This is a genomic window from Marinobacter vinifirmus, from assembly GCF_002258215.1.
Lineage (GTDB): Bacteria > Pseudomonadota > Gammaproteobacteria > Pseudomonadales > Oleiphilaceae > Marinobacter > Marinobacter vinifirmus.
This window is the reverse complement of sequence record NZ_NEFY01000024.1, coordinates 1-25,796: the sequence shown is the minus strand read 5'-3', so window position 1 is coordinate 25,796 and position 25,796 is coordinate 1. Positions and strand designations below refer to the sequence as shown.

At 54.5% G+C, this 25,796-nt stretch carries 25 protein-coding genes and 1 pseudogene; 5 read left to right on the top strand and 21 right to left on the bottom strand.

Annotation, left to right across the window (positions count from 1 at the left end; genetic code table 11):
* Nucleotides 1-25: 25 nt before the first annotated feature.
* The 6 genes and pseudogenes from B9Q17_RS16295 to B9Q17_RS16265 all read right to left on the bottom strand — a co-directional run bounded on the left by B9Q17_RS16295 (nucleotide 26) and on the right by B9Q17_RS16265 (nucleotide 8,650).
* Nucleotides 26-1,108, bottom strand: coding sequence for an IS630 family transposase (locus B9Q17_RS16295; RefSeq protein ID WP_094625391.1), 1,083 nt, complete (start codon nucleotides 1,106-1,108; stop codon nucleotides 26-28).
* 74 nt (nucleotides 1,109-1,182) lie between these two features.
* Nucleotides 1,183-2,099: pseudogene (locus B9Q17_RS18430) on the bottom strand (transposase); the annotation flags it as partial.
* 47 nt (nucleotides 2,100-2,146) lie between these two features.
* Nucleotides 2,147-2,701, bottom strand: coding sequence for a tyrosine-type recombinase/integrase (locus tag B9Q17_RS16280; RefSeq protein ID WP_094626002.1), 555 nt, complete (start codon nucleotides 2,699-2,701; stop codon nucleotides 2,147-2,149).
* 209 nt (nucleotides 2,702-2,910) lie between these two features.
* Nucleotides 2,911-6,033: an efflux RND transporter permease subunit gene (locus B9Q17_RS16275; protein ID WP_094626001.1), complete on the bottom strand. Its 3,123-nt coding sequence runs from the start codon at nucleotides 6,031-6,033 to the stop codon at nucleotides 2,911-2,913.
* Nucleotides 6,030-7,325 (bottom strand): efflux RND transporter periplasmic adaptor subunit, encoded by a 1,296-nt coding sequence (locus B9Q17_RS16270; protein ID WP_094626000.1) that lies wholly within the window; start codon nucleotides 7,323-7,325, stop codon nucleotides 6,030-6,032. Before B9Q17_RS16270 ends, B9Q17_RS16275 begins: the two co-directional genes overlap by 4 nt.
* A 5-nt stretch (nucleotides 7,326-7,330) precedes the next feature.
* On the bottom strand, nucleotides 7,331-8,650 hold the full coding sequence (locus B9Q17_RS16265) for a TolC family protein (protein WP_094626006.1): 1,320 nt from the start codon (nucleotides 8,648-8,650) through the stop codon (nucleotides 7,331-7,333).
* A 215-nt stretch (nucleotides 8,651-8,865) separates the two neighbouring features.
* On the opposite strand from B9Q17_RS16265, the gene B9Q17_RS16260 reads away from it, so the two are divergent.
* Both B9Q17_RS16260 and B9Q17_RS16255 read left to right on the top strand, forming a co-directional pair.
* Entirely contained in the window at nucleotides 8,866-9,150 is a 285-nt protein-coding gene (locus B9Q17_RS16260; RefSeq protein ID WP_064226812.1) for a hypothetical protein, read from the top strand.
* Nucleotides 9,151-9,299: 149 nt separating this feature from the next.
* Nucleotides 9,300-9,539: a hypothetical protein gene (locus tag B9Q17_RS16255; protein ID WP_022990664.1), complete on the top strand. Its 240-nt coding sequence runs from the start codon at nucleotides 9,300-9,302 to the stop codon at nucleotides 9,537-9,539.
* Nucleotides 9,540-9,802: 263 nt separating this feature from the next.
* Here the strand turns inward: B9Q17_RS16255 and B9Q17_RS16250 are convergent, their stop codons facing one another.
* From B9Q17_RS16250 to B9Q17_RS16230, 5 genes are read right to left on the bottom strand one after another with little or no spacing between them, the layout of a single operon-like run.
* The gene (locus tag B9Q17_RS16250) at nucleotides 9,803-10,006 is read right to left on the bottom strand and encodes a hypothetical protein (RefSeq protein ID WP_022990665.1); all 204 of its coding nucleotides are present in this window, start codon (nucleotides 10,004-10,006) and stop codon (nucleotides 9,803-9,805) included.
* A gap of 41 nt (nucleotides 10,007-10,047) precedes the next feature.
* Entirely contained in the window at nucleotides 10,048-10,470 is a 423-nt protein-coding gene (locus B9Q17_RS16245) for a c-type cytochrome (RefSeq protein ID WP_244177416.1), read from the bottom strand.
* Nucleotides 10,467-11,132: an isoprenylcysteine carboxylmethyltransferase family protein gene (locus tag B9Q17_RS16240; protein WP_094625999.1), complete on the bottom strand. Its 666-nt coding sequence runs from the start codon at nucleotides 11,130-11,132 to the stop codon at nucleotides 10,467-10,469. The genes B9Q17_RS16245 and B9Q17_RS16240 overlap by 4 nt, the downstream gene beginning before the upstream one ends.
* A complete protein-coding gene (locus tag B9Q17_RS16235) occupies nucleotides 11,125-11,346 on the bottom strand; it encodes a DUF2933 domain-containing protein (protein WP_061331757.1) in 222 nt (73 codons plus the stop codon). Before B9Q17_RS16235 ends, B9Q17_RS16240 begins: the two co-directional genes overlap by 8 nt.
* Nucleotides 11,347-11,387: 41 nt before the next feature.
* Nucleotides 11,388-12,458 (bottom strand): YncE family protein, encoded by a 1,071-nt coding sequence (locus B9Q17_RS16230; RefSeq protein ID WP_094625998.1) that lies wholly within the window; start codon nucleotides 12,456-12,458, stop codon nucleotides 11,388-11,390.
* A 131-nt stretch (nucleotides 12,459-12,589) separates the two neighbouring features.
* Here B9Q17_RS16230 and B9Q17_RS16225 point away from each other — a divergent pair, with 131 nt between their 5' ends.
* Nucleotides 12,590-13,939: an ATP-grasp domain-containing protein gene (locus B9Q17_RS16225; RefSeq protein ID WP_244177415.1), complete on the top strand. Its 1,350-nt coding sequence runs from the start codon at nucleotides 12,590-12,592 to the stop codon at nucleotides 13,937-13,939.
* A 60-nt stretch (nucleotides 13,940-13,999) separates the two neighbouring features.
* On the opposite strand, the gene B9Q17_RS16220 is transcribed toward B9Q17_RS16225, so the two are convergent.
* The 9 genes from B9Q17_RS16220 to B9Q17_RS16180 form a co-directional block, all read right to left on the bottom strand.
* Nucleotides 14,000-14,458: an ATPase gene (locus tag B9Q17_RS16220; protein ID WP_094625996.1), complete on the bottom strand. Its 459-nt coding sequence runs from the start codon at nucleotides 14,456-14,458 to the stop codon at nucleotides 14,000-14,002.
* Between the two features lie 176 nt (nucleotides 14,459-14,634).
* Nucleotides 14,635-15,021: a DUF302 domain-containing protein gene (locus B9Q17_RS16215; protein WP_058092337.1), complete on the bottom strand. Its 387-nt coding sequence runs from the start codon at nucleotides 15,019-15,021 to the stop codon at nucleotides 14,635-14,637.
* Nucleotides 15,022-15,045: 24 nt separating this feature from the next.
* Nucleotides 15,046-17,406 (bottom strand): heavy metal translocating P-type ATPase, encoded by a 2,361-nt coding sequence (locus B9Q17_RS16210; RefSeq protein WP_094625995.1) that lies wholly within the window; start codon nucleotides 17,404-17,406, stop codon nucleotides 15,046-15,048.
* On the bottom strand, nucleotides 17,399-17,626 hold the full coding sequence (locus B9Q17_RS16205; RefSeq protein ID WP_022990675.1) for a DUF805 domain-containing protein: 228 nt from the start codon (nucleotides 17,624-17,626) through the stop codon (nucleotides 17,399-17,401). Before B9Q17_RS16205 ends, B9Q17_RS16210 begins: the two co-directional genes overlap by 8 nt.
* 27 nt (nucleotides 17,627-17,653) lie before the next feature.
* Nucleotides 17,654-19,009 (bottom strand): APC family permease, encoded by a 1,356-nt coding sequence (locus tag B9Q17_RS16200; protein WP_094625994.1) that lies wholly within the window; start codon nucleotides 19,007-19,009, stop codon nucleotides 17,654-17,656.
* 11 nt (nucleotides 19,010-19,020) lie between these two features.
* Nucleotides 19,021-19,374, bottom strand: coding sequence for a hypothetical protein (locus tag B9Q17_RS16195; protein ID WP_094625993.1), 354 nt, complete (start codon nucleotides 19,372-19,374; stop codon nucleotides 19,021-19,023).
* Between the two features lie 152 nt (nucleotides 19,375-19,526).
* On the bottom strand, nucleotides 19,527-20,276 hold the full coding sequence (locus B9Q17_RS16190; RefSeq protein ID WP_058340741.1) for a copper resistance protein B: 750 nt from the start codon (nucleotides 20,274-20,276) through the stop codon (nucleotides 19,527-19,529).
* Complete coding sequence (locus tag B9Q17_RS16185; RefSeq protein ID WP_094625992.1) at nucleotides 20,273-22,033, bottom strand: copper resistance system multicopper oxidase; 1,761 nt, start codon at nucleotides 22,031-22,033, stop codon at nucleotides 20,273-20,275. Before B9Q17_RS16185 ends, B9Q17_RS16190 begins: the two co-directional genes overlap by 4 nt.
* 84 nt (nucleotides 22,034-22,117) lie before the next feature.
* Nucleotides 22,118-22,651: a cupredoxin domain-containing protein gene (locus B9Q17_RS16180; protein WP_058340739.1), complete on the bottom strand. Its 534-nt coding sequence runs from the start codon at nucleotides 22,649-22,651 to the stop codon at nucleotides 22,118-22,120.
* A 199-nt stretch (nucleotides 22,652-22,850) separates the two neighbouring features.
* On the opposite strand from B9Q17_RS16180, the gene B9Q17_RS16175 reads away from it, so the two are divergent.
* Nucleotides 22,851-23,516 (top strand): response regulator transcription factor, encoded by a 666-nt coding sequence (locus B9Q17_RS16175; RefSeq protein ID WP_022990681.1) that lies wholly within the window; start codon nucleotides 22,851-22,853, stop codon nucleotides 23,514-23,516.
* On the top strand, nucleotides 23,503-24,837 hold the full coding sequence (locus tag B9Q17_RS16170) for an ATP-binding protein (RefSeq protein ID WP_094625991.1): 1,335 nt from the start codon (nucleotides 23,503-23,505) through the stop codon (nucleotides 24,835-24,837). The genes B9Q17_RS16175 and B9Q17_RS16170 overlap by 14 nt, the downstream gene beginning before the upstream one ends.
* A gap of 77 nt (nucleotides 24,838-24,914) precedes the next feature.
* Here the strand turns inward: B9Q17_RS16170 and B9Q17_RS16165 are convergent.
* Nucleotides 24,915-25,796, bottom strand: an 882-nt coding sequence (locus B9Q17_RS16165) for a lipid A deacylase LpxR family protein (protein ID WP_094625990.1), incomplete at its 5' end; no start/stop codon positions are given.

Sequence of the window (25,796 nt, the reverse complement as noted above, 5' to 3'; positions counted from 1 at the left end):
CTAGTGTCCCGTCCGGGTAATCCGTTTATTTATTGTCAATAACACTCAGCTTTGCTCGCGCCACTGAAGTCATAATCGATTCTGCACTCTTGTGCCAGCGGAACGGCTTTGCCAGTTTCTCATTGTGAGTTTGGATAAAGCGACGAATCGCCTTCTTCAGTTCGCCGACACTGGTAAAAATGCCACGGTACAAAGCACGGCGTTCCAGTTGACCAAACCAGCCCTCCACGGCATTCAGCCAAGAGGCGCTGGTTGGCGTAAAGTGAAGCTTGAATCGGGGATGTTTTTCCAGCCAGGCTTTCACTTCTGGTGTTTTGTGAGTCGAGCTGTTGTCCAGAATCAGGTGAAGGTCCTGCTCTTTCGGTGTTTCTCGATCAATTTGTCGCAGAAAGTCGAGAAACTCTTTGGCGCGGTGGCGTTGTGTAATGCGCCCAATCACTTCGCCGTTCAGGATATTCAGAGCCGCGTATAAGCTGGTCGTCCCGTGCCTCTTGTAATCGTGGGTACGGCGCTCGATCTGGCCGGGTTTCAGTTGCAGCTTTGGTTGAGTGCGATCCAGTGCCTGGATCTGCGTTTTTTCGTCAACCGACAGCACCAGCGCGTTATCCGGCGGATTCAGGTACAGGCCAACGACATCGAAAACCTTCTCAGCAAAGTCCGGATCATTGCTTATTTTGAAGGTTTTCAGCCGGTGCGGTTTCAGGTCAGCGGCTTTCCAGATCTGATGCACTTGCCAGCGACTGACACCGGCATATTCGGCCATCAACCGGATGCTCCAGTGGGTAGATTCCTTGGGCACCTTTTTGACCGTGTCATCAAGAATTGCTTTAACCTTTTTCTGATCCAGCTTTCTGGGTTGTCCAGGTCTTGGTGCATCCCGAAGACCGCTCAGGCCCTGTTCGGTGTAACGATTACGCCACTTAAATACCGTGGCCGTCGTGGTTCCCAGTTGCTCCGCAACGACTTTGGGTGATTCACCGGCATTCAGGGCCAAAACGATTCGTGCTCGCAGAACAAGATTCTGACTCAGCGTGCTTGTTCGCAGCCAGCTTTCCAGCTCCAGTTGATCGTTTACCGTAAGATTAAAGGGTGCTGGTTTCCGGGCCAAAACAGAGTCTCCGAGCTCGTAAATAATAGCTCGAATTATAGCGCACTTCCGCTTAGGAATTAACCAGACGGAACACTAGGCCCGGAGGCATGGTGTGTGGTCGCTTCCCGGGAGCGCTGGGGCGCGAGGCTTTGCCCCCGATGGTTCAACTGGTTGTGAGCTTTCAGTATCCGGTAAAACGACGACTCAGAGGCGAGGTACAGCCCCTCGTCCATCAGCGATGGTACGATTTGAGACGGCGGAAGACTCTCGTAACGGGCCGAGTTGCAGGTCGACAGGATCCTCTGTCGCTCCTCTTCACTGAGCCCGTTTGCAGGACTGGGGCGTACCGCTTCCGGGCGCTTATCCGACTGCACCGCGCCTTCACGGAACCAGCGCCGATAGGTGCGCAAGCCAATGCCGGCTTCACCACAGGCCCGGAATAATCGGGCGCCAGCGCTCTTGGCTTCCTGGATCAGGTCAATCGTTATCCTGCGCTCAGGGATCGGGGTCAGTCGTCCCCGTTGTCGTTCTCCCAGAGCGCATCCAGCTTTTTTCGCAGCACCAGTAGTGCAGCAGTTTCGGCCAGAGCCTTTTCCTTATGGCGTAATTCCCGCTCCAGTTTCTTGATCTGTTTCTGGTCTGCCTGACTCTTCTTGCGCAGTTGCTTTTCCCGCTCGGCACTGCGCTGGAAGCCTTGCAGGGACTCTTCTTTCCAGCGCCGGACTTGCTCAGGGTAAAGCCCTTTCTCCCGGCAATACTGGCTGAGTTCTTCTTCGGACAGCGCGGCTGTCTCAATCACGGTTGCCAGCTTTGCTTCTGCTGACCACTGGTCTGACTTGGCTTTGGAACCGGGCACCGGGCGTCCTTCATCTCTGGCTTGTGTCCGCCAATTGTAAAGGGTTTGATCCGAAATGCCTTCTTCCCGCGCCAGAGCGGCTACGGTCATACTGTGGGGCGGCGACAACTTCGCCAGCACTGCGGCTTTACGTTCATCGGAATAACGAGGCACTATCAACACCTGAACCGCCCAACTGGTTAAAAATTAAGTAGTGCCAACTATCCTGCCAGAGGGGGTGTGTGTCCCAATAGCAACTGGACTGCTCGAAGATTTTTGGTCTTCTTGTAGATCAATGTTGCCTTGCTCCGTCTCATTGAGTGAGTGGCATAGACGGAAGAATCGAGTCCGATGCTGGTTATCCACTTCTTGACGATACGAGCGTATTGATGAGTAGTGATGTGGTCAAACTTTCTCATCCGGCTCGGCCACAAATAATCCATACCCGAGAGTCCGCGAAATTCGATCCACGCTTCGACCGATTCGCGAGTCTTTTTGGTTATCTCAAACTGAACAGGTTGACTGGTTTTCTGCTGAATGACTTGCGCCCGATCCAGAACCTCTCCGTTTCTGGAAATATCTCGAACCAAAAGCTTAATCATATCGCAAGATCGGAGTTTGCAATCAATCGCCATGTTGAACATCGCCAGCTCGCGGATGTTTTTTGCAATCTCTAACCGAATACGGATAGCCCATATTTGTTCGAGTTTGAGTGGTAGCTTTTGTCCAACGAGCTTCCCCTTGTTCCAGGGAGCTTTGCTGATAGGAAATGTCATGACGCGGCCCTCTTCGGAGGGTAAGGGCCTTTAAGTATGGCTCAGAAAATCGTTCTCTGCTGGCCAACCTGGTCGCAAAGCGAACGTTCAGGCAAATAGATTTTGGAATATGCGCAGTAGACGGGTAGGCACCCTGCGAATGATCGTGATAACCGGTAAAGACGTGATAGCAAGGTGCCAGGCTGAATCCTGGCACCTTGCTATCGGCGTTACTCACCAAGAGTTCGCTGTTTCCAGAGATAAAAGAGCACAGGAATCACCAGCAGCGCCAGAATGACAGCGGAAATCATACCGCCCACCATAGGTGCCGCAATCCGGCCCATCACCTCCGACCCTGTACCGGTGCCAATCATAATGGGCACAAGCCCCCCGATAATGGCGGCCGCCGTCATCATGATTGGCCGAACCCGCATACCGGCACCGTGTAGTACGGCATGGCGGAGGGTTTCTCGCCTTGGCGTCAGCCCTTTGTCATCACACGTTTCCAGCATTGCGTTATAAGCCTGATTCAAATACACCAGCATGATCACCCCAATCTCTACCGCAACGCCGGCCAGCGCAATGAAACCGACACCGACGGCTACCGAAAAATTATAACCAAGCAGATACATCAGCCAGATAGCACCGATCATCGCAAACGGTAGCGTGCCCATAATAATCCCCACTTCGGCAAAACGGCGGAAGTTAAGAAACAGCAGGATGACGATGATGGCCAGCGTTAACGGCACCACATAGGTCAGTTTTTCCTTCGCACGGAGCATGTACTCATACTGACCAGACCAGTTGATTGAATAACCGGGAGGTAGATCCAGCTCTTCACTCACGGTAACCATGGCCTGTTCAACATAGGTGCCTACGTCGACACCCTCAATATCCACAAAGGTCCAGCCGTTCAGGCGGGCATTCTCACTCTTAATGGCCGGCGGGCCATCCTCCACGCCGATCTCCGCCACATCTGCCAGGGCAATGCGCTGGCCGGATGCGGTCACGATGGGCAGTTGCTCCAGCTTCTCGGGCGAATCCCGGTAGTCTTCCGGATAACGAAGATTAATGGGATACCGCTCAAGTCCCTCGATGGTTCTGGAAACGTTGATTCCACCAATAGCGGAGGCCACTACCTGCTGAACATCAGCGATATTCAGCCCATAACGAGCGGCACGCTCACGATCAATATCCACCTTGATGTAGCGGCCCCCAGCGACTCGCTCAGAGTAAACGGAGGCTGTACCGGGGATGTCGACCATGACTTCCTCAAGGCGTTTACCGATGTTCTGGATGACGGTAAGGTCCGGACCGGCAATCTTGATGCCCACCGGCGTTTTAATACCCGTTGCCAGCATATCGATGCGCGTGATGATCGGCATAACCCAGGCATTGGTTACCCCCGGGAACCGAATCAGAGTATTGAGCTCCTGCTTCAGCTTTTCGGTGGTCATGCCTTCCCGCCATTGATCCCTCGGCTTGAGCCGGATGAAGGTCTCGATCATCGTCAATGGAGCCGGATCGGTAGCGGTATCCGCCCGCCCCACTTTGCCGAACACGGTTTCGACTTCGGGTACGGTGGCAATCAGCTTGTCCGTTTGCTGCAACAGTTCCCGAGCCTTACCAATGGAGATGCCCGGGTAGGTGGTGGGCATGTACATCAGGTCGCCTTCATCCAGTGGCGGGATGAATTCACTGCCGATTTTGGTGGCTGGCCAAAGGCCCACAGCCAATGCCAGCAACGCAACAATAACCGTCGTTTTCGGGAAGCGTAACACCAGCTTCAGCACCGGCATATAAACGCCAACCAGCAGGCGGTTCACGGGGTTCTTGTGCTCCGGCAGCACCTTGCCGCGAATGAAATAGCCCATCAGCACCGGCACCAGCGTCACCGCCAGGGCCGCACTCGCCGCCATGGCGTAGGTTTTGGTGAACGCCAGGGGAGAAAACATCCGCCCTTCCTGCGCCTCCAGGGCAAACACCGGCACAAAACTGACGGTAATGATCAGGAGCGAGAAAAACAGCGCGGGCCCGACCTCAGAGGCTGACCGTGCAACGACTTCCCATCGGTTCTCAGACGTTAACGGGGTTCGCTCCATGTGTTTGTGCATGTTCTCGATCATTACAATAGCACCATCAATCATGGCGCCGATAGCGATGGCAATCCCCCCGAGTGACATGATGTTGGCATTGATGCCTTGCCAGTGCATGACGATAAAGGCCGCCAGAATACCCACGGGAAGGCTGAGAATCGCCACCAGCGACGAGCGCATGTGGAACAGGAAGACGATGCACACCAGGCCCACCACCAGAAACTCTTCAAGCAGCTTGAAGCCGAGATTATTGACCGCCCGCTCAATCAGACCAGAGCGATCGTAAACCGTCACCACCTCGACGCCTTCAGGCAAACTGGATTTCAGGTCTTCCAGTTTCGCCTTCACGCCATTAATGGTTGCCTGAGCGTTCTCACCAAAGCGCATCACCACAACACCGCCGACGGTTTCACCTTCCCCATTCAGTTCGGCAACCCCACGCCGCATCTGCGGGCCAACTTCAACGGTGGCCACATCTTTCAGCAATATGGGGGTACCGTTGTCATCGAGTCCTAATGGAATCGACAGAAGATCCTCACGGGATTTTATATAGCCAGACGTGCGCACCATGTATTCCGCCTCGGCCATCTCGATGACGGAGGCGCCCACTTCCTGGTTGCCTCTCTTGATGGCGTTCTGGATGTGAGCCAGAGGAATTCCCAGCGCCCTGAGTTTTTCCGGGCTGACCTTGACCTGGTACTGCTTCACCATACCGCCTAGCGCAGCCACCTCAGAGACACCCGGCACCGTTTGCAGTTCGTACTTCAGGAACCAGTCCTGCAGGCTGCGCAACTGGCTTAGGTCCTGGTTCCCAGTGCGGTCTACCAGCGCATACAGGTAAACCCAGCCAACTCCGGTAGCGTCTGGCCCGAGCTGAGGCCTTGCAGAGTCTGGAAGGCTGGGCGCAACCTGGGACAGGTATTCCAGTACCCGGGAGCGGGCCCAGTACATGTCGGTGTCTTCATCGAAGATCACGTAAACATAGGAGTCACCGAAGAACGAGTATCCCCTGACCGTTTTCGCGCCCGGTACCGAGAGCATGGCTGTCGTCATCGGGTAGGTCACTTGGTCTTCCACCACCTGCGGCGCCTGGCCTGGGAAACTGGTTTTGATAATGACCTGCACATCGGACAGATCCGGCAGAGCATCCACCGGCGTTTGTTTCAGCGAATAAAGGCCGAGCCCTGTGATAAGCAACGTCGCCAGCAACACCAGGAAGCGGTTACGAATAGACCAGTGAATAATAGCGGCAATCATGACTCGCCTCCGCCATGGCTCATGGTGCTGTGATCCATGCCTTCATGATCCATCCCCTGCTCATCCATATCCTGAGGCGATGACATCCGTTGGAAGTCCGAGGTTTTGCTGGATTCCGAATCGATTAGGAACTGGGCGGATGTGACCACCGTGTCGCCTGGCGAGAGGCCATTGAGTATTTCCGCATACTTGTCGCCGACGCGCCCAACGTTCACGTTAACCGACTTGAAGGCGCCCTCTTCCATCGACAGAACCAGTCGATCGCTCTGTCCGGTGCGGATGACCGACTCCCGTGGCACCAGAAACTGCCGCTGTCCCCGTTCGCCCTGAACATCCAGGCGAGCGAACATGCCTGGCATCAGAACACCATCATCGTTATCAAAGCGCATCCGCACTTGCGCCGTCCGGGTTTTCGGGTTCACTTCGGGGTAGACGTAATCCACGTTTCCGCGCCACTCGCGACCGGGCATGTAATCCAGCGTCATCTGCACCCGATTACCAGCCTCTACGGCGGAAAGCTGGCTTTCAAACACTTCGCCGATCACCCAGACCTCATCCAGTGCGGCAATCGATAAAACCCGGTTTCCGGGCTTGATGAACATACCCTCACGAACATTCAGATTCTCGATCACCCCGGAACCCGGAGCGTAAACCGTCATGGTTCTCTGGACTTCGCGCTTCTGGCGCAGTTGGCTGATCAGACTAGCCGGTACGTTCAGCGCCAACAATCGCTCGGTAGCAGCATCAACCAGTCTCTGATTGCCACGGTTCATCGCGAGAAGCAGTTCTTCCTGCGCATTCACAAGGGTGGGCGAGTACAGCGTGTACAAAGGCTTGCCTTGCTCAACAGGCTCGCCCTCGGCTTTGACATAAAGCGCTTCGATCCAGCCTTCAACACGAGGGTGCACGTGGGCCATCTCGTCTTCGTTGTACTGCACGTAGCCTACGGTAGTAATGTTGTTAGGCAGGCGCCCCTGAATCACCGGCTCCGTTCGAACCCCAAGGTTGTTGACGACCGTTGGTGAAATTCGGACCGTGCCGGCTGGATCCTCAGCTGACCCACCCTCCTCGTATACGGGGATCAGATCCATCCCCATCGGGGATTTTCCGGGTTTGTCACTTTTGAAATTGGGGTCCATCGGGGCTACCCAATACAGCGGCTCCTTTGGGCCAGAAGCGGCCATTTCAGCTGCAGGCGTCGAAGTCGCGTCAGTGTCAAGCCAGTACGTGGCCCCTGCACCGGCGAGGCCGCCGAGCAATACAAAGCCCAAAGGGCGAGCAAAATTAGCCATGATGGTCAGTCCTGGTAACGATTCAGTGAAAAGGAAGGTATGTCGGAAGTGTCGGACGTCAGATAACGGAAACTCGCCAGATTCTTGGCCCGCTCGGCCATCATCTGTATCAATTCAACCTGGGTATTAAGCTCTGCAATTCGCGCTCGTACCGCTTCGGCGAAGTCGCCGTCATCGTTGTTGTAAGCAGTCAATGCTGCGCTTGCCTGCGCCTCCATTTGCGGCAGCAGGGTCTGTTCATAGAGCTCTATGCGGTCATCCAGTCGTTCGATCCGGGCCACGGCCGCACGGGCTTTGGCCTGAAGTCCCCGGATCTGCAAAATACGTTCTGTTTTTGCCGCCTCCAGTCGCGCCACTGATGCATTCAGTTTTCGATCCTGCCGGTTGCCTGTAAAGATCGGGAGATCAAAGCCAATGCCTACAGAAAACAGGTCGGCCCTGTCCTGACCGTTTGGTGCCCGCTCCCTGTATCCATATTGTGCAGATACTGACCATTCCGGCTTGTAGGCCTGGCGAGCCAGGTCAACGTCAACACTCTGGGCATCAATCAGCTGATCAGTCGCGCGGATTGACGGATGACGGATCAGTGCCTCTGCGGATGTTTCAGCCCAGCCCAGAGGAAACACTCTCAGCAACTCGTTGGGTACATCTTTACTGACAGCCAGCTTGGCCTGGTCCGGGCCTATCCACTCTGCCAGCTCCGCGCGGTTCGATGCCTGTTGCGAATGCAGCACCGTCAGCCGGTCCTCAAGTCGCGTCAGTTCCAGCGAGGCACGGATAACATCCTGTTGCCTGGAACCCATGCTTGCTGAGGTATACCCAGCCTCTGCGACATCCTCTAACTGTTGAAACAGAGCACGATTATCTTCAATCAGTTCGATGCTTTGCTGGGTTCGCCAGACCTCAAGCCAGAGATGCGCTACCGATTCCATGACCTGCGCCCGGCGGTTCTCGCGCCGAAAAGGCTGAACGCCTGCCATTTCCTGCTTTTTTTCACTGGCCAGCTGACGGCTATCACCTCGCGGAATTCGCTGGGTAAATCCAATGGTGGCCTGAGTCATTGCCTCCTGTCCGGTATCGAAAGTATCCGTGGGCAAATTCGCGGCACCAAGCGTCATCCGGGGGTCCGGGAGTGCCCCATCGGCAACAGCTTCTTCCAACAGAGCATCTTGCATCTGCACACTCTGACGCAGCCACGGATCGTTCTCGATGGCCGCATCAATCGCGCCGGTTAACTCAAGTCTGGTTGCCGTCCAAGCGGGCAAACTGGTCAAAACCAGAGCACCGAGAAAGGCCGGCTTTATAAGGTGAGGAAGAATGGACAACGTTATATCTCCATTGAAATGTTTCTGACTCGCAATCTTATAGCAATTATCTGAAACCAAACTGAATTGCAGAACGAAAATGCACAATTTGATTTATATCAAGATACTGTTATTCCTGAAAAAAATTACTTTATTTTAGATTTTCTTATTTCTTTCAGGATCAATTCAGAAACCGATGCTTTAATTATCTCACCAACCAACTAGGAGGTGTAAGAATGAAAAATTTACTTATATTTGCAGCAGCAGTTACTGTTTCAACGTCCGTACTCGCCGGCAACATGTCAGACAATAAGGACATGAGGGCCATGCACAGCCAAATGATGGACAAATCATCCATTGAAGAAATACTTAAGAATGAAGAGATGCAGCGCTTGCACAGAGACATGACACGTAATGCGATGTCCGAAGGGGGCTTTGAGGCTCGCGTGCAAATGATGACGGAAGAAGGCCGGGCTTATCACAACGCTCTGAAACAAAGGCAAAAAAATACCGCAGGGTAATTCCTGCGGCAAAGTCAACTCGTGGAGACGCAAGCGTCGGCTGGCTCGGGCTTCGAGCAGTCGACGTCCTGATCACGCTCAAGTAAATCACAGAAAACTGAAACTGAACTGAATTTCTTGAACGGTTTAAGGTAATTAAGGAGAGCATCATGAAAAAAATCATTATCGCTGCCGCAGCTGCCACTTTATTTTCTACAATGGCCACTGCCAATTCAGGATTGGCCGATCGAATTAATGAAGCGCGCACTTACCCGAACAAAACAGCCGACGCAAAAACCAGAATGATGACCTGCATGAAAGAAATGCAATCTCAAAAATCAATGAACGGGTCCAATGTCAATAAGCAGCAAAAAATATCAGTCAGAAACACACACCACAATCATACTTAAATAAATCCAGCGTGTTAGAGAATAACCAGTAGTCGACTGTCTCTTAGAACGACAGTCGACTATTTATTAAATATTGAAAATACAGAAAGTAATTTACTTCACTTCCACGATGCCTCTTCATTTGGCTCTCAGAGTCAACCACCCAAGAAACATCCATTTGACAATCAGGCCCGTTATCGGTGGCAAGAAAACCCATTGTGCAAGAGGAATTACCCCTGTGCCTGTCCATGTGACTACCGGCATTAACTCGCTATAATTCCATCTTAAACCTGCCGAACCATCCAGGCCTCCAGGTCCGGTTCCCAGGTCCAGTATTCGGTTTCGATACGCATGGTGAAACGGCCGTGGTTGCTGTCCGACCACAGGGTGGCCTCCATCCCCTCAATCAATGATTCCGCCGAGGGCGCACCACCCAGCGCACTGCCCGGAAAAACACTTAGAAAAGCCACCACCCATAAGCATTTCATACGCTGCCTCCTTGAGTTAATCGTCTGATTACCCAGAGAAATCAGAGCCCACTCCTTTCAGACCATGCCTCATAGATCCGCTTGTCCCATTTGCTCTGGAAATAGGCGATAGCGGCTTTTTGATCGTCCCTGGAGAGCTCGTCTGCGAAGGCCGGCATTTTCCCACCCATGGGGGCGCCACCTTGACTAATTGTACCCATCAGCGTGTCGAAGGAATGGTGCCAGGCATGACCTGTTCCGTTGAGCGGTGGCGGCGGGTAAGAGCCATCCTTCAGAGTCTTTTTCCAATTGAAAGCGCCTTGGGCATTGCCGCCATGGCAGCTTCCGCAGTTGTCGTCGAACACCACTGCGCCGCGCTCGACCTCAGCCTGTGTGTACCAGCGGTCATCCACCGTCTGCTTACCGCAGCCGCTGATTAGTGCGACTGTAAGAACGCCTACTGAGATAGTTGCCCCATGCATCATTCTTGTTCCTCGATTTCCTTGCGCCTCAAATTCCTCAATCGCGGAATAAAACGGGGAGTTCTGGCTGCATAGGCCCGCCAATCGGAGCCGAACGCTTTTTCTGTTTCACGCTCCTCGTGAATAGACAGGCGCGAGTACATCCACACCAGCACCGGGAACATGGCCAGCGTCAGCAGCGTTGGCCACTGCAGCAGAAAACCGAACATGATGAGCACGAAGCCGGAATACTGAGGGTGGCGAACGTGGGCATACAGGCCGGTTGTGGCCAACTGCCCTGCCTTTTGCGCGGCATACAGGGTACGCCAGCCAGCCGCAATCAGATAAAACCCGAGGCCAATAAACACTGTGCTCAAGAGATGAAACGGCCCAAAGTGTGGGGAACCCTTCCAACCAAACAGCATTTCCAGCAAGTGGCCACTGTCGTGAGCCAACCAGTTCACGTCGGGATACTGGCTCTGCAGCCAGCCGGAGAGGAAGTAGAGCGTCAGCGGGAACCCGTACATCTCGGTGAACAGTGCCACCAGAAACGCGCTGAAGGCACCAAACGAACGCCAGTCCCGGCGGGTCTGCGGTTTGAAAAAACTGAAGGCGAAGAATATGAAAATCGCCGAATTCAGCACCACTAGGCTCCAAAGGCCATAATCCGATGCACCATCAGTCATCACGCTGCTCTCCACTCTTTCCCGGTTGCTCTGCCTGGTGGTTATGTCCTCCATGCCCTCCGTGCCCTCCGTGCATAAAAATATGGATCAGCGGACAAGCAAGCAGTATCAGCCAGGGCAAGGCGCCAAGCAGATGAACCTTGTGTTCTCCCCAGAGTAAAACCAGTGCGATAACGGCAAACATTGCCAAGGTAATTTTAAAGCGTCGATCCATGAGCGGTTCCTTTGCGAAAAAGCCAGTGTCAGAACAGGGTACTAATGGGCCTCAAGGGATATCTGATGGCCTATGCCGCTCAGCGCGATCTCATCAACCACATCGAGGGATTCCGGGTCGAGCACCCAAAGCTTGTTCTCTGCCCGACTGGTCACCAGTAGCTGGCCATCGTAGGGAGAGACCGCAAGATGATAGGGCGCAGGAGCCAGCGGCCTGGTGTGGCGGGCGCCGCTGGCTAGCTCAATCCGGACCACTTGGTTGCCGCCCTGGCTGGTGGCATAGAGGGTCTGGCCATCTGCGCTCAAGCCAACGCCATGGGGCGCCTCCCCAACCTCGTACCGGTTCGCCACCGCGCCTTTGGCAAGCTCAAGGACAAGAACCTGGCCGGATGCAGCATCATTCACGTAGAGCCGCTGGTTGCCGGGGGCAAGCACCATATGCTCTGGGTTGCCGCCAACTCGCAAATTGCGCTCGACGAACCAGTGCTCGGTATCCACTTCGCTGACCGTGCCATTACCGGTATTGCTGACCAGAAGGGATTGGCCGTCGTCGGTTTGCACCAGATAGTTGGGGGCCGGCCCCGTCGCCACAGTTTTGACCAACTGACCGGAATCCAGATCCACAACGCTGATACTGCCACGGGCAGGATGCGTGGAAACGGCATAGCGACCGTTGGAAGTCACCAGCACATGGTGCACAGGCCCCGGCACTTCCAGTTTGCGGTCAATCGTCTTTGTGGCCGTGTTCACCAAATAGAGCAGCCCGGTACTCCCTGCTTCCAATTCAGTAGACTTCCCGCCCCCATGATGAGCGGCGTGTTCATCTTCTGAAACGCCTTCGGGGCGACTAACCGGCTCCTGACGATCATGCGCCGACAAACTACCCACCACCAGATGCCGGCCATCCGGGGTCAGTGCCGAACCGTGGGTATTCAGTGTGCCGCCAATGGACGAAGTCACCTTGCGGTTTTCCAGATCAATAACGCCGACGGCACCCGCCGTGCCCATGGGAACAAATGCCCGGTTCGTGTCTGCGGCCACCATCAGCGAAAAACTCATAGCGACACTGGCCGTAATTCCAGCAATCCACTTCTTGCGCAACGAATGTTTCATAGCGTGCCCTTTTTGGTCAGAGGGTTTCAGTAAGATTTCCTCGCCCGGTAAGCAAGATCCCGAACAGGCATGGTCATTACTTGGCAGTCCATCACACCACGCTGAAACAGGCCTGAAAACAGTTGCGAAACATGCATCCGTTTGACCAGAATCAAGGTGGAACGATTCACAATGACCATGGACACCCAATGCAAGACGTGCCCCAGAAAAACCAGCGAACAACCAAAACCCACGCCGACCAGCTCAACCGGCAGTGTTACTGCATCACTCTTGACCGAAAAGCGCTCACTGACAGCCTCCGGAAGCAGTTTTCAGGCATTGGGAACGAGCTGCCGACCACTCCTGAACTCCTTCATCTCTTTTCAAACACACCGGTTTTCGTTCCCCAAGCGGACATCGCGACGATGAAACGGATTGTTCAGGCGATCGAATTCGCAGCCGAGCTTCCGCCCTATAAGGAAAGAGCTCTGTCCTGGGCGCCGGACATCGCCGGTTTTGACCCAGGCCCCATCGGGGCCTTCATGGGCTACGACTTTCACCTGGGCGAAAACGGACCTCAGCTGATCGAAATCAACACCAACGCCGGCGGCGCATTTCTGAACACGGTATTGGCCCGGGCTCAACACCGATGCTGTGACCCGTCCCAGCAGACCGCTGGCACCAACCGTGCACTGGATGGGTTCGAGGACGCGGTGTTTGCCATGTTCCAGCAGGAGTGGCAACGGCAAGGTGGCGACTCGACGCCCGGTTGCCTGGCCATTGTGGACGATGCCCCAGAATCCCAGTTTATGTTCCCGGAATTCCAACTGGCCCAGCAGTTATTCCAGGCCAGAGGCATAGAGACCTTGATCCTCGACCCATCGGAGCTTGAGTATGTTGATGGTGCCCTGAGCGCCCACGGCAAGCCTATTGACATGGTGTACAACCGCCTGGTGGATTTTGCCTTGGAGGCCCCGGCTCTTGGGGCGCTGAGGCGAGCCTACCTCGACGGCGCGGCGGTCGTCACGCCCAATCCACGCGCCCATGCGCTGATGGCCGACAAACGGAACCTGATCCTGCTATCTGATGCCCAAACCCTGCGCGACTGGGGCCTGAGTGAAACCGAGGCAGGATTTCTGGATAGAGCTGTACCGAAGACCCGGCTGGTTTCAGCAAGTGATGAGGCGGAGTTGTGGAGCAACCGGCGTAAACTGTTTTTCAAACCGGTAGCGGGCCATGGCAGCAAGGGCGTCTATCGGGGCGAAAAACTAACCCGCCGCGTTTTCGAAGAGATCCTGAAGGGTGATTACATCGCGCAGAACTTCGTTCCCGCCGGAGAACGCACCCTGAGAGTGGATGGCACGGTCACCACCAGAAAGGTCGATATCCGTTTGTACACCTATGCCGGGCAACATCTGCTTGCCGCTGCCCGTGTGTACCAGGGCCAGGCCACCAACTTTCGAACGCCGGGAGGTGGCTTTGCGCCCGTCTTTGAGGTGTGAAGGTGAGCCTCAATTGGAAACATTCAAAGGGATTAAGCCGTCAGCAAAAGTGCTCGGATCTCATAGATCCTGCATTCGGCCAACCTGACGAGCCAGTCTCATCGACTCATTTTCCTCCATCGCCAAAAGAGATTCGAACAGCTCTTTTGCTTCTGGAATTTCGGCTTTTCCAATCAGCGTTTTGTAGAGATCAATAATCTGATCATGAAAGTCGAACACTTCCCGGCAGATACCATCAAAATCAAGCTTCGCGTAAGGCTCGTCGCAGGTTCGATGAGTTTTGATCGGATTATGGGACAGGTAGTCGTACACCCGAGTTTCCAGTGCCTTCTTATCCCCTTGGTGCTCAAACTCGTTCACGATCCGCTCTATTTCCGATTCATGAGCTGCCAGATAATCCAAAAGCGCACGGACCCGTTCTTCCTCGTGCTTTGTTGCGCAATGGGACAGACAGCTCGCCAGATGTGAGTGCAGATCGCGCGTCCAGTCGATCAGTTGTCCAAAAGTCTTTATATCCATATCTTTTTTCCTTTTTTCTTCTCCATAATATGACTGACATCAAATAGGTATCCCGTCGTCAAATGAGGAGTCCTATTTGCATTTCCAGTGTTCAGTTGGGCTATGCGCTCGCCTGGCTAATTCGCTAATCCATTGCAAACCGCAGGCACTGCAGCAAATCGACGCCTCTACCGGCTTCAGATCGATTCCACAACCTCAGAGAGCATATCTCTGACCTTCCCGGCAACCTGCTTGAGCTCGTCATTATCGATGGCGCTCATGGAAGCCAATGGATCCACTGCACTTACCTCAATGCCCTCCGAAACCTCACGAAGAATAACGTTGCAAGGCAGCATGGCACCCACGCGAGGCTCCACACCGATGGCTTCCCAGGCCATGCCAGGATTGCAGGCCCCGAGAATCCGATAGGCCAACATATCCTTGTCCAGCTTTTTCTTCATGGTGGCTTTGACATCAATTTCTGTCAGCACACCGAAGCCGTGATCAGTGAGGGCCTGACGCGCTCTTCTGTCCACGTCCTCGAAATCGACATCTTTGATAACTTGATCGATCGTGTATGACATAGCTACCTCCAATGATTCAGAAGTTCATTGCTTTGACCCGAGTTTCACCACCCTCAAACGCAGCGCATTCACGATCACGCTGACCGAGGACAGCGACATGGCGGCCGCTGCAAAAATGGGCGACAGCAGTATCCCGAAAAACGGGTACAAAACCCCTGCCGCTATCGGAACACCGGCGGAGTTGTAAACGAAGGCGAAAAACAGGTTCTGACGGATATTGCGCATGGTCGCCAGAGACAAACGGCGCGCCTCGACAATGCCCATCAGGTCGCCGCGTAGCAGCGTAATGCCGGCGCTTTCGATGGCGACATCGGTCCCGGTGCCCATGGCCACACCGACATCCGCCGTTGCCAGTGCAGGCGCATCGTTTACGCCGTCACCCGCCATCACGACAACACGGCCTTCGTCTTTCAGGCGCTGGACGATCTTGCCCTTATCTTCCGGCAGGACTTCCGCTTCCACTTCGTCGATATGCAGTTTTCGGGCAACTGCTTCAGCTGAAGTGCGGTTATCGCCGGTCAGCATGACCACCCGGATGCCGTCTTTTTGCAGCGCGGAAATAGCGGCTTCGGTGGTTTCCTTGATCGGATCGGCAATCGCCAGCAACCCTGCGACGTTTCCGTCGACAGCAGCAAAAATCACGGTAGCACCATCTTTTCGGAGCTGGTCGGCGTCGCCGTCAAATCGCGTGGTGTCAACATTTTCCGACTCCATGAGAAGGCGGTTACCAAGTAGCACCCGCTTGCCGTCTATTCGACCGGTAACCCCTTTACCATTCGGAGAGTCAAAGTCTTCCGCATCCGGAAGCTTCAGGTCCATGCCCTTGGCTTTATCGAGTATGGCGTGAGCCAGTGGGTGCTCACTGCCTTTCTCCAGGCCGCCTGCATAACGCATGAGACTACTGTCATCGAACCCGTTGGCCGCGACAAGCCGGGTGACTTGCGGCTTGCCCTCTGTCAGCGTGCCGGTTTTATCCACCACCACGGTGTCCACCTTCTCCATACGCTCCAAGGCTTCCGCATCGCGAATCAGAACGCCACTTTGAGCACCGCGTCCGACACCCACCATGATGGACATGGGCGTCGCCAAGCCAAGTGCGCAAGGGCAGGCAATGATCAGAACACTGACCGCTGCAATCAGCCCGAACGCCATAGGCGGTGCGGGTCCAAAGAAGGACCAAGCAATAAAGGCGACAATAGCAATCACAATAACTGCCGGCACAAACCAGCCTGCTACCTTGTCAGCCAGCCCCTGGATCGGTGCGCGGCTACGCTGGGCGCTGGCCACCATCTGGACAATCTGGGACAGCATGGTATCGCGGCCAACTTTGTCGGCCCGCATGATGAAGCTGCCCTGCTGGTTTATGCTGCCGCCGATCACCTGGTCGCCGGATTTCTTGCTGACCGCCAGGGGCTCGCCGGTCACCATGGACTCATCCACGTTGGAGCTGCCTTCAAGCACCTCGCCGTCCAGCGGCACCTTGTCACCGGGGCGCACCCGCAGGCGGTCGCCCACCTTGACCTGATCAAGCGACACATCGGATTCGCTGCCATCGTCGTCCAGTTTTCTGGCCGTCGCCGGTGCCAGATCCAGCAGGGCCTTGATGGCACCAGAGGTTTTCTCTCTGGCGCGCAATTCCAGCACCTGCCCCAGCAGCACCAGCACCACGATGACAGCAGCCGCCTCGAAGTAGACGGCGACCGACCCGTCTTCCTGCCGGAAGGCGCCTGGGAAGATCTGCGGCGCCAGGGTCGCCACCAGACTGTAGATCAGCGCGACGCCGGTACCAATGGCAATGAGCGTAAACATGTTCAAGTTACGGCTAACCACGGATTTCCAACCCCGGACGAAGAAGGGCCAACCGCACCAGAGCACCACAGGCGTTGCCAGCACCAGTTGAATCCAGTTGGACATCTGCGGGGCTATAATGTGATCGAGTCCGGTGAGGTGCCCACCCATCTCCAGTACCAGTACAGGCAGGGCCAGCACCAGGCCGATCCAGAATCGGCGGGTCATGTCTTTGAGTTCTTCCGAAGGCCCGTCGTCCAGGCTTACCTGCTCGGGCTCTAGGGCCATGCCGCAGATTGGGCAGTCCCCTGGCCCTTGCTGCCGAATCTCGGGGTGCATGGGACAGGTATACATAGTGCCCGGCGCTACCGGCTCTTGCTGTTTCTTTTCCCAATCGAGGTACTGCTCAGGGTCCTCGTCGAATTTGGACTGGCAACGCGACGAGCAGAAGTACCAGGTTTTACCGCCATGCTGGCTGCGGTGTTCCGCGGTATGCGGATCGACTGCCATGCCGCAAACCGGATCCTTGGCGGTGTGCCCGCCAGGTTCTTTATCGGCGTGGTGATCGTGGTCATGGGCGTGATGGTGCTCAGCCATTCTGATCTCCTGTTTTATCGGCGGGCCAGTCTGCAAATGCAATGAAATACAGCAGAACCAGATTGACGATAGGGATCAGTATCAGTACACCCATCCACCCCGGATACCCCGTGCGCTGGCAAATACGCCAGGCCGGAATGACGACCACAATGGCAATCACCAGCATCCACAGCCAGTGGCCTGCCCACATGGTGTTCCCGAACATGTTATCTCCCATCATGGCAATAGCCTCTCTTCCTGATTCTGGTTAATGGTGACGATGCGCGTGACTCTCTTCCTGTTTCGCTTGCGCGGATTCCGGCGATCTTTTCAGGAAAATCTGCTCGGAGACTGCAAGCACAATCATGGTGACCACTGCCACGCCAATGACGAACGGGTCCGTATTCAGTTTTACCCAGACAAAGCCGCCCAGAGCCAAAAGATCCAACAAGATGGCTGTAGTTGGCACCCAGGTGTTGGCCTTGATGTCTTTGCGAAGATAGCGCAGTACACCCCAGTGAATGGCAATGTCCATAATCAGGTAAAACACGATACCCAGCGCGGCAATTCGTGACAGATCAAAGAAGGCGGTGAGGATCAGCCCCAGGACAACGGTATACACCAGTGTGTGTTTCTGGATGCTGCCGGGCATGCCAAAATGCCGATGTGGTACGAGCTTCATCTCCGTCAGCATGGCCAACATGCGGGACACAGCAAATACACTGGCCAGAATTCCTCCCGCCGTGGCCATCATGGCAATCGCAACAGTAAACCAGACGCCGTATTCGCCGAGAGCGGGACGTGCAGCAGCGGCGAGAGAGTAATCCTGCGTTTCGATAATTTCAGCCAGAGATAGATTGCTGGCGACCGCAAATCCCACCAGCGTGTAGATCACCACACAGGCGGCAATGGAGATAACGATGGCACGGCCGACATTTCGCTTCGGGTCGATGACTTCCGAACCACTGTTGGTAATGGTCGTAAAGCCTTTGAACGCTAGAATGCCCAACGCGGTCGCGCCCAAGAAGTTGCCCAGCGTTCCGGCTTCACCGGGCTCCGAAAAATCAACTGAGACTGAGTCGGCAATCCAGATCCCGACCAGACCGAAAATCAGTATCCCGCCGATCTTAAGAATGCCTATGAAAGACGCCACCCCTTGAATCATCCGGTTACCCAGAAGATTGATCAGAAACGCGGCCAGAATCAGTGAGACGCCAAGAATGGGCACCATGCGGCCACTGTCATCCCCGCCGAAAAGTTGCATGGTGTAGGAGCCGAATGTCCGGGCCAGGAAGCTCTGGGCGATCACCATGGAAAAGTACATCAACAGGGCGTTGAATGCCGTTGGCAGCCGGTTTCCATAGGCTTTATGCAAGTACATGCCAATGCCCCCGGCCGACGGGTAGGCGTTGGAAATCTTGATATAGGAATACGCGCTGAAGCCGACAATCAAGGCCGCCGCGAGAAAGGCCAGCGGGAAAAGAACGCCGGTCATCTGCGCCATCTGCCCGGTCAGAGCAAAAATACCGGCGCCAATCATGACGCCGGTACCCAGCATGACTGTCCCTGGTAAAGTGAGACTGCCCTCCTGGTAGCGGGTAGTTCGATCTTCCTCCCTGTTCATTCAACCTCCTGTTATTTTTTCATGGGTGGAATCTTGGAACAGCAGAACGGCTCATGCTTGGCATTTGCCCGGACGTTGTCGTCGGTAACCCGGTACCAAGCCAATTTGCGCCGGGTCCACCATCCGGTTTTCAATTGGCCACCGTAAGCCTTGATCAGTTCCAGTAATTCATCGACGGACCAGTGGGTTCCGTCGTACGTCACCTGCAATGTGCCATTTGGCTTACGCTCGGCGAAATCAACGCAGGGGTGGCGATTAAGATCGTGGATGAGCCCATCCCACTGATCCTCTCCAAGCCCCTCGACGGCCATTTTTCGGCGCAACAAAAACTGCTCCTGATTGGTTGCTTTGTGTGCTTTGGTCATGGGGTGACACCTCTCTTCCTGATGACTTCTCCCTGTATCAAAACACTTCAATCTGAACTGCGGCTGAAAATGGACACAGACTTTCGGTGGATTTGAGTTACATCAAATCATAGACGAAAAAGGGCCGTGGGTTTCCCCATGGCCCATCAGCATCAGAATGCGATTCGAGCGCCGATCACGGCAAACCAGTCTTCTGTGCCACCGCCGTCCGCCTCGGCCAGGTCGGCGCTATCGCCATACTTACGCTCGTGCACCACACCCACGTAGGGTGAGAACGCACGGTCGATCAGGTCGTAGCTGAGCCGGAGGCCGGTTTCGGTGGAAACTAATCCCTTGCCGACGCCGATCTCTTCATCCTCACTGAACGCTACTGAGGCATCCAGCGTTGCCGCCAAAATCCAGTAGTTGGTGAACAGCAATTCGTACTCAGCGTCCAGTTCGGCTGACGTATCGCCATCCTTGCTGACATACAGATTTGCATCGATCTCAAACCATTGGGGCGCCAGCCCGGCCACACCGAGAACCGCATACGTACGGTCCGGCCCTTCGGGCGTATCGAAACGCACGCCCGCTTTGGCGTCGAAGAATTTGGAGATAGGGATCTGGCCGACCAGCTGGTTTTCCAGCGTTTCGTAGGCCTGCTCCTCTATCTCGTACTCCCCGGTTGTGAGCAGCCGGACTTTAAAGTCGTCGGTGCCATAGAAGGCATCCGCATTCCAGACGCCCAGCTCCTCGTCATCGTCGCTGTAGCGGTACTCAAATTCCTCGAATTGAACACCCCAGGTTGTGAGCGGCTGTTTTCGAGCGGTCGTGTCTGAGATCATTTCCTGAGCTGTCACCGCCGTTGAAACACCAATAGAGGCAAGGAAGCTGACTGCGACAATTGATCGAATACAGCTCATACCTCACCTCCATCTTTGGCAATCACGTCTGTTTTGGCCTGCGTCGACTCTGGCCCACCTTCAACAATGACCTTGCGGAACATACCAGCGGCCGCGTGATAGGACAGGTGACAGTGGAACGCCCACTGACCGGGCTCGTCGACCTCGGTTTCCATGTAAACCGTGGTGCCTGGCTGCACACTGACCGTGTGCTTGATCGGGTTCCATTGGTCTGCACCAACATCGAGAATGGACCACATACCGTGCAGGTGCATGGGGTGAGTCATCATGGTCTCGTTCACGAATTTGAAGCGAACTCGCTCACCGTATTTGAGACGAATTGGGTCTGCGTCTTCGTACTTGACGCCATTAATGCTCCAGGTATACCGCTCCATATTGCCGGTCAAACGAAGCTCAATTTCCCGGGTCGGTTCGCGGTCTTCATACAACGGGTCCTGAGCCTTCAGGTCAGCGTAGGACAAGAACTTACCGCCATTGGCTGCGGTAGGTACGAGGCCACTACCCTTGGCGTAGAAGGGATCGCTTGGACCTTCTTTTTTACCCATCGCCATGGAACCGTGATCCATGCCTTCCATGTCGGAATGATCCATTCCTTGCATATTCGAGTGATCCATTCCCTCCATCGAAGAATGGTCCATTCCGCCCATCCCTTCTGAGCTGCTCATATCCATGTCGCCATGATCCATTCCGGCCATGCTGCCATGGTCCATGCCATGCATACCGCTCATGTCGGCCATGGTCAGGCGGGCCGGTTCACGCAGTTGCGGGACGGCTGCTTCCATGCCCTCTTCTGGGGCCAGTGTCGCTCTGGCATAGCCCGAACGCCCCATGGATTCGGCAAATATGGTGTAGGCCTGCTCATCTTTCGGTCGGACGATCACATCGTAGGTTTCCGCCACACCAATCCGGAATTCATCCACACTAACCGGCTGAACGTTGTTGCCATCAGCCTGCACAACAGTCATGTCCAGACCTGGAATCCGGATGTCGAAGTAGGTCATGGCCGAGGAATTGATAAAACGCAACCGAATGCGCTCGCCTGGTTCAAAGAGTCCCGTCCAGTTTTGGTCCGGCCCTTTGCCGTTGATCAGGCCCGTAAAGCCCTGCAAGTCCTCAACGTCCGCCTTCATCATCCGCATACCACCCCAGGCCATACGGTCACTGACGGTGTTCATCAGACCATTTTTTGAAACGTCCGAGAAAAACTCGCCAACGGTTTGCTGCTCGCGGTTGTAGTAATCCGGCATCATTTTCAGGTTGCGCATGATGCGGTCACCGGAATGGGGGTGTTTGTCGGTGAGCTGCACCACGTATTCCCGATCGTAGCGAAACGGCTCACGACCTTCAGGCTCAATAACAATAGAACCATAAGCGCCATCTGGCTCCTGGAAGCCTGAATGGCTGTGGAACCAGTAGGTGCCCGCCTGTTGGATTGGGAATTCGTAGGTGAAGGTTTCACCCGGTTTGATACCTGGGAAGCTGATTCCGGGCACGCCGTCCTGATCAAAAGGAAGGATCAAACCATGCCAGTGAATGGACGTCATCTCATCCAGGTTGTTGGTCACGTTGATCCGGACGTTCTCGCCTTCCTTGAAACGCATTACCGGTCCCGGAGATGCGCCGTTGTATCCAATGCCTTCCTTCACAAAATCGCCGGTATCAATTTTTACCCGGTCGACCGTAAGGTCGTATTCGCCGGCCAGAACCATGGCTGGCATCAGCAGGCTCAAAAGCCCTGTCAAAAAGCGTGGTTTCATCTGTGTTGCTCCGAACTACACGTCATTGAAGCCGGGCCGAGAAACGTGTCTCAGCCCCGCGCTCGCGGACCTCAGTTAAGCGAGTTACTCGAAATTGACCTCACCGTACATCCCGGCCTGATAGTGGCCCGGCACGTTGCAGGCAAATTCGATATTGCCTTTATCAGAGAACTTCCATACCACTTCTTTACTTTGGCCCGGTTCCAGCAACACGCTGTTCGGGTCGTCATGCTTCATGGAATGGCCATTCCCCATATCCATATTCATCATGTCGTGGTTCAGCTTGCCGCCCTGGATGACGCCATGCTCAACCATCATCATCATTTCCTCTTGATGAGCTTCGTGCATGTCGGGAGTGCCAACATTGAACTCATGGACGAGGTTTCCCTTGTTCTCCACCACGAAGCGAACGGTTTCACCCGGCTTTACACTGATTTCTTCGGGTTCGTAGTAGTTGTCGTACATCTCGACAGTTACGGTTCGGCTGGCCTCCGACGCTTTGCCAGGTTCACCGCTTGTAGCGCCGTGCCCGTGGCCACCATCATGGGCGCCAGCCGCAAACGCTGTTGCCGACATTGAAAGCGCCATACCCGCTACGAATAGTTTTGATGCATTCATCTTTTTATCCTCTGTAAAATATTGCTCGAAAAACACTGCAGGATTGAGCCCCAATCTTGAGCAATGTCTAGAATCGGTTGTTACCTTCTCTCACTAACCTGAATTCTTTCTGAAAAACTCGAACTATTTTCCGTTCAGGCTGAATTCAGGTTAATCAGTCACACTTTCGACCGCGGACCATACATAGAAGGAAAAACTCATGCGTTTACTGCTCGTCGAAGATGACCGCTTGCTTGCTGAGGGTCTGGTCAGGCAGTTGGGAAAAGCAGGTTTCAGCGTTGATACAACTCCCAGTGCCCGAGAAGCCGTCGTTCTGGGTGAGCAAGAGGATTACCGTGCTGTTGTTCTGGACCTGGGTCTACCTGATGGCAACGGGCTGGACGTATTGAGAAAGTGGCGAACGAATCACGTCAGCTGTCCGGTCTTGATTCTGACCGCGAGAGGCGATTGGCAGGATAAGGTTAACGGCTTAAAAGCCGGGGCAGACGATTACCTGGCAAAACCTTTTCAGACAGAAGAGCTAATCGCACGCCTCAACGCACTCGTGCGTCGAAGTGAAGGAAGGGTCCATGCTCAGGTTAAAGCCGGCCGCTTTGAACTGGACGAAAACCGCCAGAGTCTCAAGATGGACGACGGCGTGGAACATACACTTACCGGCACCGAATTCCGGCTGCTACGTTGTTTGATGAGCCGCCCTGGCCACGTCTTTTCCAAAGAACAACTAATGGAACAGCTTTACAACTTGAATGATAGCCCGAGCGAAAACGTCATTGAGGCGTATATTCGGAGGTTAAGGAAGCTAGTGGGCAGCGAAACCATCTCAACACGACGCGGCCAGGGGTACATTTTTAATGCGATTCCTTAAAAAGCCTGCGTCCGTAAAAGGAACCTTGCTTGCGCTGTTACTGCCCGCCGGAATTGGTCTAATGGGGGTGGCGTGGTTGGTCCATGGCTTGCTGCTCGACCGAATGTCTCGGGAATTCGTTGAACGCCGACTGAAAGATGAAGTCGTTTTCCTTGAGCACCAGATTCGCGACGCGAATGGTGAAGTTGACACTCTCCAGACGGGCGATTATTTCCAGGATGTTTTTCATCATGCCTTTGCCATACATACACCCGAACAGACCATCATTTCACCCGATACTTGGGAGCCCTTGTTAACGCCTCTGATTGAAAACGAAGAAGACGGAACCGTTCGCGTAGAAGATGCCGAAACCACTGATACTCCCTTAGACATCCTCGCCTACCGAAAGTCTTTTCAGGTCGGTGAAACACCCATCGTCGTAATCGTTTCTGAAGATCTGGGTGCGCTGAAACGCAGCCAAGCTGCACTTCATGCCTGGACCGCCGTAGTATCAGTTCTGTTGATTATGCTCTTGGTCGCCGTGCTCTGGTTCGGAATCACGATGTCCATGCGACCGGTTGTCACACTCAAAGCCGCATTAAAAAGACTCCAGGACGGAGAGATCTCCCGAATCAACGTTCAGTCGCCAGAGGAGTTCCACCCGCTGGTTCTTCAACTAAATCAGTTGCTGGACTCCTTAGATCAGCGACTGGAGCGCTCCAGGGACGCTCTCGCAAACCTGTCTCATAGCGTCAAAACCCCCATCGCAGCCGTCCGGCAGATACTGGAAGACGACACACGTCCTCTCGACACCAATCTAAGGCGCCAGATGGTGGAGCGACTAAGCGATATCGACAGGCAATTAGAAGCTGAAATGCGTCGAAGCCGTTTTGCAGGGCCCCAGATTGGAAAAAGCGCCTACCCCATAAAACAGGCACGGGATCTTTTGTGGATGCTCGGTCGTTTATATCCGGAAAAGTCGTTTGAACTATCGAGTTCTCTGCCTGAAGACAGCCGATGGCCGATAGAAGAACATGATCTAAATGAAGTATTGGGCAACTTACTCGACAATGCTGGCAAATGGTCTTCGAGATGCGTAGAGCTATCTGTGGAACAAGGCAGCGGCTTCAAGCGAATAGTTGTTGCTGATGATGGCCCAGGGGTTAATCACAAGGATTTAGCCAGTTTGGGCCAAAGGGGTCTGCGGCTAGATGAGCAAACACCTGGGCACGGTCTCGGCCTTGCTATCGTTCGAGATATAGTGACTCGCTATGAAGGTAAAATCAGCTTTTCGACTAAGTCCTGTAGCGGTTTACGCGTTTCTATCGAATTATTAAGATAAACTCGAATGTTCGCTTTTGTTTAACAGCGGGAACAAGCGCCACCACATCCCGTAAGCAACGGTCAAAACCGACCTCTCTATATTGCCCAAGAAACTGACAACGTCCCAAAGCTGAAGTTGTCTTTATGGCGCTCGTCTTCGCTGGTCGAGGCACGCAATGTGACCGCGGCCAGAAGGTGATCCCACTGCCAGGTAGCGCCCAGACCGAGCTGGCCGATCAGCGGCCCTTCGTCGAAACGGTAAGCCCCGGCATTGTCATCGATGTAAGAATAACCTACATATTCCACGCCCAGTCCCACATACACGGACCAGCTACTGCCTGAATCCTTGAACGAGCCCGGCAAAGCGATGGTTGAGGAGGTACCAGCGTAGTCCGGCACAAAATTTATAGGAAGGTGTCTGCCAAGCTGCCAGACCAACCCGGTTTTAGCGGAGGTTCGAAAACTCGACAGTAGTCCGGATCCGATCACCGACACACGCTGTTCAATGTTGCCGCCCTGCCCGGCTTGCAGGAGTTTTCGGCCATGCGCAGCCTGTATGCCACCCACCACATCGGTTCCAAGCTGATTCCCCCACCCTTGCGGCTTGTCGCTTCCCGTGGCTTTGTGCACCCATTTCTGAACCGACTCGGCACCGCTTTCGGGCCCAATAACACCAATGTGAGCACCAAAGCCGGTAATCGTATCGGCGTTCCAGCTCCATAGTGTGCCGCTGAGCGACAGGTGGCCGGCATAGGGAATGTCGTCGAACTGCGGATCTTCAACCGTAATATCTTCAGGTGTGACCATGAATTGCCGCAAACTCAGGCTTACCGCCTGCTTTGAATCAGCAGTTCCAATACCTGGCAGAAAGCGCAGCTCATCACGCAGAGTCCGGGCAAATCTTGCCGACTTTCCATCGTTCTCGTCAGCGGTGTCTGTCAGATACGAAAAGCGTACCCCGTTTGTATAGCCGCGATC